Source organism: Collimonas sp. NPDC087041 (assembly GCF_044745265.1).
Classification (GTDB): Bacteria; Pseudomonadota; Gammaproteobacteria; order Burkholderiales; family Burkholderiaceae_D; genus Collimonas.
Map to the genome: position 1 here is coordinate 1 of NZ_JBIUZX010000007.1, position 12,864 is coordinate 12,864.

At 56.9% G+C, this 12,864-nt stretch carries 16 protein-coding genes; 12 read left to right on the forward strand and 4 right to left on the reverse strand.

All coding sequences use genetic code 11. The features are described from left to right. Positions 1-231: hypothetical protein (locus tag ACIPF8_RS14075; protein WP_400421899.1), on the forward strand; the 231-nt coding region annotated here is incomplete at its 5' end. A gap of 56 nt (positions 232-287) precedes the next feature. On the opposite strand, the gene ACIPF8_RS14080 is transcribed toward ACIPF8_RS14075, so the two are convergent. After that, positions 288-1,232, reverse strand: coding sequence for a methyltransferase domain-containing protein (locus tag ACIPF8_RS14080; protein ID WP_400421901.1), 945 nt, complete (start codon positions 1,230-1,232; stop codon positions 288-290). A gap of 289 nt (positions 1,233-1,521) precedes the next feature. Between ACIPF8_RS14080 and ACIPF8_RS14085 the strand changes: the two genes are divergently transcribed. The 3 genes from ACIPF8_RS14085 to ACIPF8_RS14095 all read left to right on the forward strand — a co-directional run bounded on the left by ACIPF8_RS14085 (position 1,522) and on the right by ACIPF8_RS14095 (position 3,241). Further along, positions 1,522-2,097: a ComF family protein gene (locus ACIPF8_RS14085; protein WP_400421902.1), complete on the forward strand. Its 576-nt coding sequence runs from the start codon at positions 1,522-1,524 to the stop codon at positions 2,095-2,097. 42 nt (positions 2,098-2,139) lie between these two features. Beyond that, on the forward strand, positions 2,140-2,622 hold the full coding sequence (trmL, locus tag ACIPF8_RS14090) for a tRNA (uridine(34)/cytosine(34)/5-carboxymethylaminomethyluridine(34)-2'-O)-methyltransferase TrmL (RefSeq protein ID WP_061534677.1): 483 nt from the start codon (positions 2,140-2,142) through the stop codon (positions 2,620-2,622). A gap of 142 nt (positions 2,623-2,764) precedes the next feature. Next, positions 2,765-3,241: a copper chaperone PCu(A)C gene (locus tag ACIPF8_RS14095; protein WP_400421904.1), complete on the forward strand. Its 477-nt coding sequence runs from the start codon at positions 2,765-2,767 to the stop codon at positions 3,239-3,241. Positions 3,242-3,324: 83 nt separating this feature from the next. On the opposite strand, the gene rfaE2 is transcribed toward ACIPF8_RS14095, so the two are convergent. Together rfaE2 and ACIPF8_RS14105 are read right to left on the reverse strand one after the other, a co-directional pair. Then, a complete protein-coding gene (rfaE2, locus tag ACIPF8_RS14100) occupies positions 3,325-3,804 on the reverse strand; it encodes a D-glycero-beta-D-manno-heptose 1-phosphate adenylyltransferase (RefSeq protein WP_400421906.1) in 480 nt (159 codons plus the stop codon). Between the two features lie 97 nt (positions 3,805-3,901). Then, positions 3,902-4,756 (reverse strand): ferritin-like domain-containing protein, encoded by an 855-nt coding sequence (locus tag ACIPF8_RS14105; RefSeq protein WP_400421908.1) that lies wholly within the window; start codon positions 4,754-4,756, stop codon positions 3,902-3,904. A 366-nt stretch (positions 4,757-5,122) separates the two neighbouring features. Between ACIPF8_RS14105 and ACIPF8_RS14110 the strand changes: the two genes are divergently transcribed. Genes ACIPF8_RS14110 through ACIPF8_RS14145 form a run of 8 tightly spaced genes read left to right on the forward strand, consistent with a single transcriptional unit; the run spans position 5,123 to position 12,144 of the window. Further along, positions 5,123-6,433, forward strand: coding sequence for an NAD(P)/FAD-dependent oxidoreductase (locus tag ACIPF8_RS14110; RefSeq protein WP_400421909.1), 1,311 nt, complete (start codon positions 5,123-5,125; stop codon positions 6,431-6,433). Positions 6,434-6,460: 27 nt separating this feature from the next. Beyond that, a complete protein-coding gene (locus ACIPF8_RS14115) occupies positions 6,461-7,270 on the forward strand; it encodes a DUF1365 domain-containing protein (protein ID WP_400421910.1) in 810 nt (269 codons plus the stop codon). Beyond that, positions 7,267-8,520, forward strand: a complete 1,254-nt coding sequence (locus tag ACIPF8_RS14120) for a class I SAM-dependent methyltransferase (protein ID WP_400421911.1) — start codon at positions 7,267-7,269, stop codon at positions 8,518-8,520. Before ACIPF8_RS14115 ends, ACIPF8_RS14120 begins: the two co-directional genes overlap by 4 nt. A 15-nt stretch (positions 8,521-8,535) precedes the next feature. Next, on the forward strand, positions 8,536-9,117 hold the full coding sequence (locus tag ACIPF8_RS14125) for a chalcone isomerase family protein (RefSeq protein WP_400421913.1): 582 nt from the start codon (positions 8,536-8,538) through the stop codon (positions 9,115-9,117). Continuing rightward, entirely contained in the window at positions 9,117-10,361 is a 1,245-nt protein-coding gene (locus tag ACIPF8_RS14130) for an MFS transporter (protein ID WP_400421915.1), read from the forward strand. The genes ACIPF8_RS14125 and ACIPF8_RS14130 overlap by 1 nt, the downstream gene beginning before the upstream one ends. A 27-nt stretch (positions 10,362-10,388) precedes the next feature. Then, on the forward strand, positions 10,389-10,931 hold the full coding sequence (locus ACIPF8_RS14135; protein ID WP_400421916.1) for a DUF3833 domain-containing protein: 543 nt from the start codon (positions 10,389-10,391) through the stop codon (positions 10,929-10,931). 2 nt (positions 10,932-10,933) lie between these two features. Continuing rightward, on the forward strand, positions 10,934-11,710 hold the full coding sequence (locus ACIPF8_RS14140) for an SDR family NAD(P)-dependent oxidoreductase (RefSeq protein ID WP_400421917.1): 777 nt from the start codon (positions 10,934-10,936) through the stop codon (positions 11,708-11,710). Beyond that, positions 11,707-12,144 (forward strand): nuclear transport factor 2 family protein, encoded by a 438-nt coding sequence (locus ACIPF8_RS14145; protein ID WP_400421919.1) that lies wholly within the window; start codon positions 11,707-11,709, stop codon positions 12,142-12,144. The genes ACIPF8_RS14140 and ACIPF8_RS14145 overlap by 4 nt, the downstream gene beginning before the upstream one ends. Before the next feature lie 24 nt (positions 12,145-12,168). Here the strand turns inward: ACIPF8_RS14145 and ACIPF8_RS14150 are convergent, their stop codons facing one another. Then, entirely contained in the window at positions 12,169-12,858 is a 690-nt protein-coding gene (locus tag ACIPF8_RS14150; RefSeq protein WP_400421921.1) for a PhaM family polyhydroxyalkanoate granule multifunctional regulatory protein, read from the reverse strand. Between the last annotated feature and the right edge of the window lie 6 nt (positions 12,859-12,864).

A 12,864-nucleotide genomic window follows, 5' to 3' on the forward strand; every position in this document is an offset into this window, starting at 1 on the left:
GGTTCGCGTCGCCGTCAAATCGTTTTGTTTGTCAGCAGCAGAGAGATGAGATTATGTAGCGTTTCAAGTTTTTCGTCAACTACTTTTTTACTACTTACCGAAAAACTTTTTACTTCCAACACAACCTGCAACCCGCTTTATTTCCCTCAAACTTCGCTCTCAAATCAGCCTCAATTACTCGCTGCTCATTCGTTTTATTTCGCGTCGTTCTCAACGGGAGGCGAACTATAGCAATCCCCTACAAACCCCGCAAGTACTTTTATTCAAATTCTTTAAAATATTTCGATTTATCTGTTTTTACCTAAATCCCACCGCACTATCGACTCGCCGCTACCGGTTGTCTTGGGCACCGGGCGGAAGGCATGGCCGTAGACGATCTCAAAGGTAAGCGGCAGTTTGCCGTCCGCACGGCGGGTCGCTTCCAGCGCCGCCCGCAAGCGGGCGGCGGCGGCGCGGCCCAGCAGGCCACGGCCGCGGGTTGCCAGTGGATTACCGCCCCAGGCGCGAACATCGGCCAGCAACTTCTCGACCGTATCGTAAGTGACGGTAATAGTTTCCATATCCATGACCGGCGTCGAGAAGCCGGCATTGACCAGCATGTCGCCGAAATCATGCATATCGACGAACGGTAATATATGAGCGCCGTCGTCGATACCGGCAAACGCATTGCGCAATTCCTTGAAGGTATCAGGACCGAAACAGGAGAACATCAGCAAACCATCTACTCGCAACACGCGGCGCCATTCAGCAAACACGCGATCTGGCTGCGGATGCCAATGCAACGCCAGGTTGGACCAGACCAGATCAACTGTATTCTGGCCCAGCGGCAACTGTGCGAAATCGCCGCAAATTAATCCAGATGCCAGGTCGTCGCCGCTACCGGTAAATGGCAGCCACTTCTTTAACAGGCGATTGACTGACATTTGCGCGCTTTGTCGTTGCTCTTTTGCCATCGACAGCATGGGCGCGGAGGCATCCAGGCCAAAAACCGTGGCTTCGGTGAAACGCTGCTGCAATGTATATATATCAGGACCGGTTCCGCAACCGGCATCCAGCACACGTTGTGGCGCCAACTTCACCAGGGCAAGACGCTCGTGCATGCGGTTGGAAATTTCGCGTCGCATGAACTCGGATTCACGCACCAGTGCAGGCTGCGAAAACAAGTGGCGTACCCGGCGCAAATCGATCGGCGCGCTTTGACTGGTTTCAGAGGGGGAAGAGGAAGTAGACATCAGAATCCGGCTGGTAAGGTGAAATGCGATAATCGGCAGTAGTTTACACGCTTGATTGGCGGTAGGCTGTTTGCGTCGGCTTTGTGCCCGCTTTTACAGGAATGAGAGCCATTCTTTGTCATTCTCACAACTACGCCAATGGTCGCAACAGCAACTGGCCCGCATGCTTACGGGGATGCCATCGTGTTGCGCACTGTGCGGAAGTACCGGCAGACAGACCATTTGCGATGGTTGCCGCCAGGATTACTTCGCGACCGATCCCCCGCGCTGTCGGCAATGCGCAAATCGGATGTCCCGACCGTCCATGTTATGCGGCAGCTGCCTCAAACATCCGCGGGCATTTGACGCCACTTTCGCCGTCATCGATTATGCTGCGCCGGTCGATCAATTGGTTCTGGCGCTAAAATTCGGCGGGCGGCTGGCGCTGGCGCCGGTGTTTGCGGAGATGCTAGGTAATACAATAAGGCAGCATATGCTGATCGCGACCGAGGATTCGACGCTGCCCGACGTATTGACCGCGGTGCCACTTAGCGCCACACGCCTGCAGCTACGCGGCTTCAATCAGGCCCTGGAAATCGCCAAGCCTTTGGCGCGCAGGCTGGCGCTGCCGCTGCAGCACGATTTGGTGCGGCGGCAGCGCGACACCTTGCCGCAGTCGCTGGTACGCGATCTGGAACACAGGCGCAGCAACTTGCGCCGAGCGTTTACCATACCGCCTGAAGCGATTGAACAGATACGCGGCCGTCATGTCGGCGTGGTCGACGATGTCATGACTACCGGCGAGACGCTGCATGAATTTGCCAGGACGCTGCGGCGCGCCGGTGCACGGCGTATCACCAACCTGGTCTTCGCCAGAACGCCCTGACCGCCGTTTGCGCATTACTTATATATATCAAGGAGAATCACGTTGTTCCATGTCGTACTGGTTGAACCGGAAATCCCACCGAATACCGGCAACATCATCCGCTTGTGCGCCAACACCGGCGCGCAGCTGCATTTGATCGAGCCGCTCGGCTTTCCGCTCGACGACACCAAAATGCGCCGGGCAGGCCTGGATTATCATGACTACGCCACCATGAAGGTGCACGCCAATTGGGATGCCTTCGTCGCCAGCATGCGTAGCACCGGCAGTTACGATGCCAGCCGGATGTTTGCGATGACCACCCACGGCTCGACGCCGTTCGCCAGCCTTCAGTTCCGGCCCGGCGACATCTTCGTATTCGGCTCCGAGACGCGCGGCCTTGATCCGGCACTGCGTGAATCCTTTGCGCCGTCACAGCGCATCCGCTTGCCGATGCGCCCGGACAATCGCAGCCTGAACCTGTCCAACACGGTGGCGGTGGTGGTATACGAAGCTTGGCGCCAAAATGGCTTTAGCGGCGGCGCCTGACAAAACTCGGATTCCCGCGAAGCAATGTGCGGTGGCGATTGCTATAATCGGCCAGCGCACAACTGAAACACAGCAGCCGAAACAAAACCAAGTCCATAAATATTCGCTGTTCGTCGCTATTCAACTCTACTAAAGGAGCATCATGTCTTTGCGTTCCGTCTCGCTGTTTGTCTGCGCCCTGGCGCTCAGCATCTCCGCCCACGCGCACGAATACCAGCTGGGCAAGCTGCATATCGACCATCCGTACGCGCGCGCTACCGTGCCAGGACAGCCGAGTGGCGGCGCCTTCCTGAGCATCGAGAATACCGGCCAGGAAACCGACACGCTGATCGGCGTCAGTTCGCCGGCGGCCAAAAGCGCAGAGATCCACACCATGTCGATGGATGGCAACATCATGAAAATGCGCGAGGTCGGCAGCATTGAGCTGAAGCCTGCAAGTAAGCTCGACATGATCCCCGGCAACGGCTACCACATCATGCTGATCGGCCTGACCCAGCCCTTGAAGGCTGGCGACAAATTTCCATTGACGCTGACTTTCCAAAAGGCCGGCAAGATCGAAGTCGCAGTAGATGTCACCGACATGAGCGGCAAGCAAGGCCAAGCGATGCATCAGCACTGATTACGAACCACCCGCACATAAAAAAAGCGCGAGATTCGCGCTTTTTTTTCGCTCTGCTATTTATTCGGGCAGCTGCCCGGCCTTCATGAATTTTGCCGCACCTTGTTCAGCAATTTGCTGGTCGAGCGGTCATGCTCAAACGGGATTGCTACCACCTGGCCGCCGTAGGCCAGCACCGCCTGCCCTTCGGGAATCGCATCCATCTGGTAGTCGCCGCCTTTGACATACACGCCGGGCTGGGCTTCCTGCACGACTTCCAGCGCGGTATCTTCGTCAAACTCAACCACCAGGCTGACCGCTTCCAATGCCGCCAGTACCGCCATACGATCGGCGCACGTGTTGATCGGACGATCATCGCCCTTGCCCAGGCGCTTGACCGAGGCATCGGTGTTCACTGCCACGACCAGTGACGCGCCCTGCTCACGTGCTTGCGCCAGATAGGTGACGTGACCGCGATGCAGGATGTCGAACACACCGTTGGTCAGCACGACCGGCTGCGGCAGGGCGGCAACGCGCGCCTTCAGTTCAGCGCGGGTGGAAAGCTTGGTTTCGAATTTAGGCATGGCTGGAAAGAAAAAAGCCGCAACAAATTTGCGGCTTGGATTGAATCGGCTTGTCTGTCATCAGTGATGGCGCTGACCGGGATCAGCGCCGCAACCATCAAACTGCTTCGATCGGCTTCACCGCCAGGCGCGCAACGACTTCCTTGCGATAGCGGTTCAGTTCCTGCACCGTATCGAATGTCCGTTCGAACAACAACGACATATTGTGCAAGATGCGATCGACAACCTTCTTTTCCCAGACGCCGTCGAACTTGATCTGCTCGTCGAGCCAGCGTTCCAGCCATTCCGGATCCGGCAGGCGGCTTTGCACCGTGTCGTTCGGGAACAGCGACTGGTTGACGTGCAGGTTGGTCGGATGCAGCGGCTTTTCGGTGCGCCGCGCCGAGGCCATCAGCACGCCAATCTTGGCGAATGCTGCGGAAGCGCTATCGCCCACTTCGGACAATGCCTTCTTCATATAACGCAGATAAGCGCCGCCGTGACGGGCTTCATCCTGGCTGATGATCTTGTAGATTTGTTTGATCACCGGCTCGGTGTGCCAATCGGAGGCGCACCGGTACCAGTGGTTAAGGCGGATTTCACCGCAGAAATGCATCATCAGGGTTTCCAGCGGCGGCGCCGGATCGAATTCGAAACGCACATTGTCCAGCTCGGCTTCGGTAGGCACCAGTTCCGGGCGGAAGCGGCGCAGGTATTCCATCAGGACCAGCGAATGCTTCTGCTCTTCAAAAAACCAGACCGACATGAATGCGCAAAAATCGCTGTCGCCATGGTTATCGCGCAAAAACATCTCAGTTGCAGGCAGCGCCGACCATTCCGTAATCGCATTCATACGAATAGTTTGAGCTTGTTCATCGGACAACTTGACGGCTTCAAACTTGTCCCATGGAATATCGGTCTCCATGTTCCAGCGGACTTGTTCAAGCGATTTAAACAGTTCTGGATACAGCATACATACCTTAGCAAGTGAGTTAACTATTCGATTTTACCAAGAAATTGTTACAAACCCGTTTTTAAACCTATCGGCGATCTATTTTTTGCCAAAAAAATGCCACAAACCGCAACAAAGTCAAACGTTCGCTTAGAACTCTTAATCGAAATCGGATAAAGGATTCGGTCTCAGTTTTTACGTCGATCCGAGGGATTCGGATTCAAGCTTCAAAATAGTTGTCATGTTGAGAATATTGGCCCAATTTGCCATTTTTAAAGCCCATTTTTGAATCTCGCTTTTGAATCCATTCTTTGCTTCCCTGCGTATCACTCTACAAGCCCCGATCCGGGGCAGCCATCGAATGATCTTCCCGCAGAAAGCAAACAGATGAAAATCGCGGTCATTGGTTCGGGCATCGCCGGACTCTCTTGCGCATACCGGCTGGTCAAATCCGGGCAGCAGGTCACACTGTATGAGGCCAACAATTATTTTGGCGGCCATACCAACACTGTCGACGTGACGCTGGAAGGCCAGACCTATGGCGTGGATACCGGATTCCTAGTCTTTAATCATCGCACTTATCCGACACTAGTCAAGCTGTTCGACGAACTGGAGATTGCCACTACGGCAACAGACATGTCGTTCTCGGTGAAGATGCCGATTGCCGCCGGAGCTCGCACTCGCCCGTTGGAATGGGCCGGCTCCAACCTCGACAGCGTGTTTGCCCAGCGCCGCAATCTGTTCAGCCCACGCTACCTGCTGATGCTGCGCGACATCCTGCGCTTCAATCGGCAGGCCACCGCGCTGGCGCTTGGCGACAACACCGGCCAGATGTCGCTCGGGACGTTTTTGGAACAGCACCGCTACAGCCAGCCATTCCGCGACTGGTATCTGTTGCCGATGGCCGGCTGCATCTGGTCTTGCCCAACCGAGCAAATGCTGGCGTTTCCGATTGCCAGTTTTGTCCGGTTTTGCCATAACCACGGATTACTGCAAGTCAGCAATCGGCCACAGTGGCGTACTGTGCAGGGCGGTGCCCGTCATTACGTCGAAAAAATGCTGGCGGCGATTCCGCACAAACATCTGCAAACGCCAGTCACGGCGGTATCTCGCATCGGTCATGGCGCCAACCTGCAAATCCATATCGAAACCCGCAATGGCAGCCACCGCTTCGACCATGTCGTGATGGCCGGCCACAGCGACCAGAGCTTGCGCCTTCTGCAAGACCCGACCGCACAAGAAGCCAGGTTGCTGGCAGCAATCAGCTATCAGCCGAACCGGGCCGTGCTGCATACCGACGCCAGCCTGCTGCCGCAGCGGCGCAAAGCGTGGTCGGCCTGGAACTATCAAAGCTCGGGCGGGCAGGAGCAAAAAGTATGCGTCCACTATCTGCTCAACCAACTGCAGCCGCTGCCGTTCAAGACGCCGCTGATTGTTTCGCTGAATCCGATCGAAGCGCCGGCTCCTGAGACCGTGATCGAAAGCTTCGACTATGCGCATCCGGTATTTGATGCCGCCGCCGTCGACGCTCAACGCCAGTTCGCCGCCATCCAGGGTCAACGCAACACCTGGTTTGCCGGCGCCTGGCTTGGCTATGGCTTCCACGAAGATGGCTTGAAGTCCGGCCAGGCCGTGGCACAGGCGATCCAGAAAATCGCCGTGACCGCAGTGCCGGATCTGCATGGCATGGCGGCCTGAGCCGCGACACATAGCAACGGCCCCGCCATGCAACCGATCCCTCACCAGCCCCAACTATGCTTCGGCACAGTGCGCCATCTGCGCCTGAAGCCCAAACGCAATGCATTCAGCTACGGCGTCTATTACCTGCGTCTACCGCTGCGCACGCTCGCCGCCGACGGCTTCGACAACCGCTTTTTCTCGCGCAACCGTTTTAATCTTTTGTCGTTTCACGACAAGGACTACGGCGATGGCAAACAAAAGCCTCTGGAATGGATCGACGCCTTGCTACATGCCGAAGGCATAGATGACGCCGGCGGCGAGATCTGGCTGCAGACATTTCCACGCGTCTTCGGCTATGCCTTCAATCCGATTTCATTCTGGTTCTGCCATCGCATAGATGGCACGCTGCGCGCGGTCTTGTGCGAAGTGCGCAATACATTTGGTGAAAAACATTGCTATCTGCTGGAGGGACCTGGCGGAGCGGAGATCCCTTTCGGCCTTGAACTGCGCGCCAACAAAGTTTTTCATGTTTCACCATTCTGCCGCGTCGAAGGTAGCTATCGCTTCCGCTTCATGCGTACCGAGCGCACAGCCGAGCGCCAGCAATATGAACACACCACCGCGCGCATCGAATACGAAGACAACGACGGTCCGCTGCTGATCACCAGCATTTGCGGCAGTTCCACTACAGCGCAATCGATTTCCAACAGCGCAATCACGCGGGCAATGCTGGCTTACCCGCTGATGACTTTCGGCGTGATCCTGAAGATTCATTGGCAAGCGCTGAAGTTGTGGCTCAAGCACGTTCCCTTTTTTAGCAAACCCGTTCCGCCATCCAGCGAGGTGACAAGATGAATTCCGATTCCACTCACACAAATGCATTCGACCTCAATCCGAATGCTGGCTATCTGTCGACCGAGTCATATCCGGCGCAGGCCAGGTTTATCCTGCAGATGCTTGGCAAGCTCGAACACGGTGCACTGACGATGCAATTTCCGGATGGGCAGAGTGCCACTTTCGGCAAGGTGAACGACCAGCATCCAAGGCCGTTGACGATGACCTTGAAAAACTGGGATGTCTGCCACGCCGCACTCAAATCCGGCGATATCGGCTTTGCCGAAACCTATATCGACAAACACTGGACTACCGACAACCTGCCCGGCCTGATTGAATTATTCATCCGCAACCGGCAAGCGGTTGAATCGGTCATCTACGGCACCTGGTGGGGCAACCTGCTGTATCGCATCAAGCATCTGTTCAACAATAACAGCAAGGCCGGCAGCCGCAAGAATATCCATGCCCACTACGACATCGGCAACGATTTCTATCAATTGTGGCTGGATCCTTCGATGACCTATTCCAGCGCCCTGTTTTCCGACGGCCACGTTGAAAGCCTGCAAGACGCACAAGTGGCCAAATACCATCGCATCCTCAAGCAACTCAACATAGGCGACGGCGCGCGCATCCTGGAGATCGGTTGCGGCTGGGGCGGCTTCGCAGAAATCGCCGCGCGCGAAGCGTCGGCCCATGTGACCGGGCTGACCCTGTCCACCGAACAGTTGCAGTTCGCCAATCAGCGCCTGCAGCAAGCCGGCGTGGTCGACAAGACCGAGATGCTGCTGCAAGACTATCGCGACATTGACGGCCAGTTCGATGCCATCGCGTCGATAGAAATGTTTGAAGCGGTCGGTGAAAAATACTGGCCCGGATATTTCTCCTGCGTCTCGCGCAATCTGAAGGCCGGCGGACGCGCCTGCATACAAAGCATCGTCATCGCCGACGAACTGTTCGAGCGCTATCGCAAAAGCACCGACTTCATCCAGCAATACATTTTCCCGGGCGGCATGCTGCCTTCGCCGTCGGTCTTTTGCCGTAACGCCGAGCAGCACGGATTGAAAGTGGTCGATACGCTGCTGTTCGGCATCGACTATGCACGCACCCTGGCCGAGTGGCGGCAAGCGTTCAAGCAGCAACTGCCGCGCCTGCTCACGCAAGGATTCGACGACCGATTCTTGCGCACCTGGGATTTTTACCTGGCTTATTGCGAAGCGGGATTCCGCGCCGGCAGCATCAACGTCGCGCAATTCACTTTGCAAAAAATTTAATCCACCGAGGGACACATGCCGATCCGATTGCTTTCCGTATCGCTGCTGACCATGTTGACCGTGCATAGCGCCAGCGCCAGCTCGAGTAGCAACGATGCGCTAGAGACGCGCATCGTTGCGCCACTGCATATCCAACGGGCGGTCCCCGACGCACGCCTTGCCGGCCAGGGCAGCTTTCGCTGGTTCGGCCTGCTGGTCTACGATGCACAGTTCTGGGTCGGCCCCCAAGGCTATCAAGCCAGCGCGCCAGACATGGCGCCGTTCGCGCTTGACCTGCACTACGCCCGCTCCTTCGATAGCGACAGCATCGCCGAAACCAGTATTGAAGAAATGAAAAAAGTCGGCACTCCCGGCGATGCTCCCTACGACCGCTGGTTGTTGCAGATGAAAGGCGTGTTCAAGAATGTCGTCAAAGGAACGCATATCACCGGCATCTTCCTTCCCAATTATGGCGCCCGTTTTTTCCTGGACGGCAAGGCGCTCGGCGACATTGCCGATCCGCAGTTTTCCCACGCATTTTTTTCCATCTGGCTCAGCCCGAAAACCAGCGCCCCGGCATTGCGCAAGAAATTAATCGCCGACGCCGAGCAGCGCTGATGGACACCTATCGCTTCCCGGCGCTGTTGGCATACGGCCTGTTCGGTATGCCGCTGGCGCTGGTGGCGTTGCCGGTATATGTTTACGTGCCGCATTTCTACGCCCAGCATTTCAATCTGTCGCTATCGGCGATCGGCGGCATCTTGCTGGCCGCCCGCCTGTTCGACGCTTTCCTCGATCCGGCGCTGGGCAGCTGGCTCGATCGATCCGGTAGCGCAGACCGCTACGGCAGGGCCATCAATATCTCGTTGCCGTTCCTGGTGGTGGGCCTCTGCGGCTTGTTCCTGCCGCCGGCCAGGGCCGCAAACTTCCCGCTGCAGTGGCTGCTTGCTACCTTGCTGGTGGTGTACATCGGCTTCAGCATGGCGACCATCGCCCATCAAAGCTGGGGCGCCGCCCTGACCCAAAGCCAGGCACAGCGCAGCCGCCTGACGGCAACCCGTGAATCCTGCGGCCTGCTCGGCGTCATCCTCGCGGCCATCTTGCCTGGCACGCTGGGCATGCAGTGGCTGCCGCTGATCTTTGCCCTGATTCTTTTATCCAGCGCCCTGGTGTTGCGCACTGCGCCGCGGCCGTTGCTGGTAACTGGAAGCAAACCAAGGTCGGCGGCCGTTGCTGCATTCGAGCCATTCCGCAATAGCCGCTTCCGCTGGCTGTTTGCCGTCTTCCTGCTCAATGGCATTGCATCGGCAATTCCAGCGACGCTGTTCCTGTTTTTTGTCGACGACCGATTGCAACTTGCATCCTGGGGCGGTGCGCTGCTGGTGCTGTACTTCGTTGCCGGTGCGGCGTCGATGCCAGGCTGGTATTTGCTGGCAAGGCGCTATGGCGAAGCCCGCGCCTGGCTGACGGCAATGCTGCTGGCGATCTGCATATTTATCTGGGCTTACGCCTTGTCTGCCGGCGACCTCTTGCCGTTCGCCGTGATTTGCACGATGTCCGGCGTCGCCCTCGGCGCCGATCTGGCCTTGCCGCCGGCATTGCTGGCGGCAGTGATCGGCAAGGCAGGACACAGCGGCCAAAAGGAAGGCGCCTATTTCGGACTCTGGAACTGGGGAACCAAAATGAACCTGGCTCTGGCTGCCGGCATCTCGTTGCCGCTGCTGCAGTTTCTGGGATACGTGCCGGGAAGTGCAGACCACCGTGGCGTACAAGCACTGTCGTGCGCTTACGCGTTGCTGCCGTGCGCCCTCAAATTAATTGCCGCGTTCACGCTGTGGCGGGCGCCCCTTCGTGACATCTGAATGACGCCGACATATGGAGCAACCATCATGCAATACCTAAAATCCACTTTACTGGCACTGACCATGCTGCTGACAGCCTGCAGCACGCCGGTGGAACCGGCATATTACGCAGATCAAAAACCGCTCTTGAGCATGCAGGATTATTTCAATGGCACACTTGATGCCTGGGGCATGTTTCAAGATCGTTCAGGCAAAGTGGTCAAACGCTTCACCGTGGTCATCGACTGCAAGTGGCAAGGCGATACCGGAACCTTGGATGAACACTTCACCTACGCCGACGGCAGCACCCAGCAACGCATCTGGACCATCAAGAAGACCGGCGACAATACCTACATCGGCAGCGCCGCCGATATCGTAGGCGAAGCCATCGGCCACACTGGAGGCAATACCTTGCATTGGGCTTATGTGTTGGCCTTACCTGTCGATGGCAGGGTAATCAACGTTACGCTGGACGACTGGATGATACTGATGAACGACAAGATCATGCTCAATCACGCGGTGATGAGCAAATATGGCATCAAACTGGGCGATATCACTTTGTCGTTCAGTAAGCGCCGCCAGGACAAATGAAAATGAAACCACTGAATCCTCCCATCAAGGAATGGCGCAACCTGCGTGTCTGGATCATTGGCGCATCGAGCGGCATCGGCGCCGAGACGGCGCTGCTACTTTTGCAGAAGGGCGCCCGCGTCGCCCTGTCCGCGCGCAACACGGATGCATTGGAAAAAATCGCGCAAGCGCATCCCGATGCGCTGAAGTTGACACTGGATATCACAATTCCCGCCAGCATCGCTACGGCGCGCGATGTCATCATGCAGCGGTGGCAAGGTATTGATCTGGTGCTGGTTGTGGCCGGCGCCTACAACGAAATGCGCGCCGACAATTTTGACCTGAAAATCGCCAACCACCTGCTGGACACCAATCTGCACGGCGTCTTCAATTGCCTCGATGCAACCCTGCCGATTCTACTGGCGCAAGGTGCGGGCGCAATCGGCATCGTCGCATCGGTGGCGGGATATAGCGGCTTGCCGAAAGCGATGGTGTACGGGCCGTCGAAGGCCGCGTTGATCAATCTGGCGGAATGCCTGTTCCTCGACCTGCGGCCGCGCGGCATCGGCGTGTATCTGGTGAATCCGGGCTTCATCGACACGCCTCTGACGGCCGGCAACGATTTCAAGATGCCGGCGCTGATGCCCGCCGCTGATGCCGCATCGGCGTTGGTCAAAGGCCTGGAACGCGGCGACTTCCACCTGCACTTTCCGAAGCGCTTTACCAACTGGCTGCGGCTGGCGCGCCTGCTGCCATATCGCGCTTATTTTGCATTGATCCACAAGGTGACCGGATTATGAGCATCACTTCACATCAACATGTATCACGCGTGGTGGATTTCTTTGAAAATCTGTCTCCGGACAATTTATCCGACATACCGCTGATCTATGCCGACAATGCCTGGTTCAAGGATCCGTTCAACGAAGTGCGCGGAGTGGCGGAAATCAATCGCATCTTTGCTCACATGTTCGTACAGGTCGACGCTCCGCGTTTCGTTGTCACCAGCCAGACGGTAGAAAACCAGAGCGCCTTCCTGACCTGGAATTTCCAGTTCAAAATGAAGCGTTTTTCAAGCGCCGGGCAATCGATACACGGCGCCTCGCATCTGCAATTCAACGATGCCGGATTGGTCACCTATCATCGCGACTATTGGGATGCGGCTGAGGAATTGTATGAAAAGCTGCCGCTGCTGGGCGGCTTGATGCGCATACTGAAACGCGCGGCGCGTAACTGATCGCCAGCGTTTGCAATATTCCAATTACTTGGTAGCCGTTTTTGCTTTACCTGTTCGTGCCCCAGGTTTGCCTGCGGCCTTCTTGACGACCGGCTTCGGCGCTGCCTTGCTGCGCGGCTTGGCGGCACTCTTTGTAGCTGTCTTTTTCGCCGGCTGCGTTGCCTTTTCAGCCGCGGCCACACTATTGACGGCTTGCTTGAACTGATTCTGCAGCAAATCCCACCAGGCGTTGGCGTTCCCCAGGGAGGCGGCTTCGGCAGTGGTCTGCGCGTTTTCAGGCGCTGAGGGAGCTGCAACCGGCTCGGGTTCTTCCTCTGGCTCGGCTTGCTTCGCCACTGATGCCGCATCGGCGCTCTGCCCAGGATTCATGAACGAAAACGGAAATCCGGGTGGCATCGTCCATGCGTTGCCGGCTGGCTCATCCGAGCCGTTGTCGCGGCTATCGGCACCCGACTGGCTGACTGCCGCCATCGCTTGCAGCGCAGTCAGGGTCGCGCTTTGCACTTCCAGCGCCTGAATTGTGGTGCGCAACATGTTCAGGTTCAGGCTCAACCATGACTCCACGGCTTTCAGGTCGGTGATCTTCTTGTTGATTTCATCCACCGACAAGGTCGGCACAACCATGCCAGGCACGCCCATGCCGCCCCACATCTTCTTGATAAATTCGAGACTGTCCTGCATTGCATCGACTCCTGGAATATTTGAATGACTCATTACAAT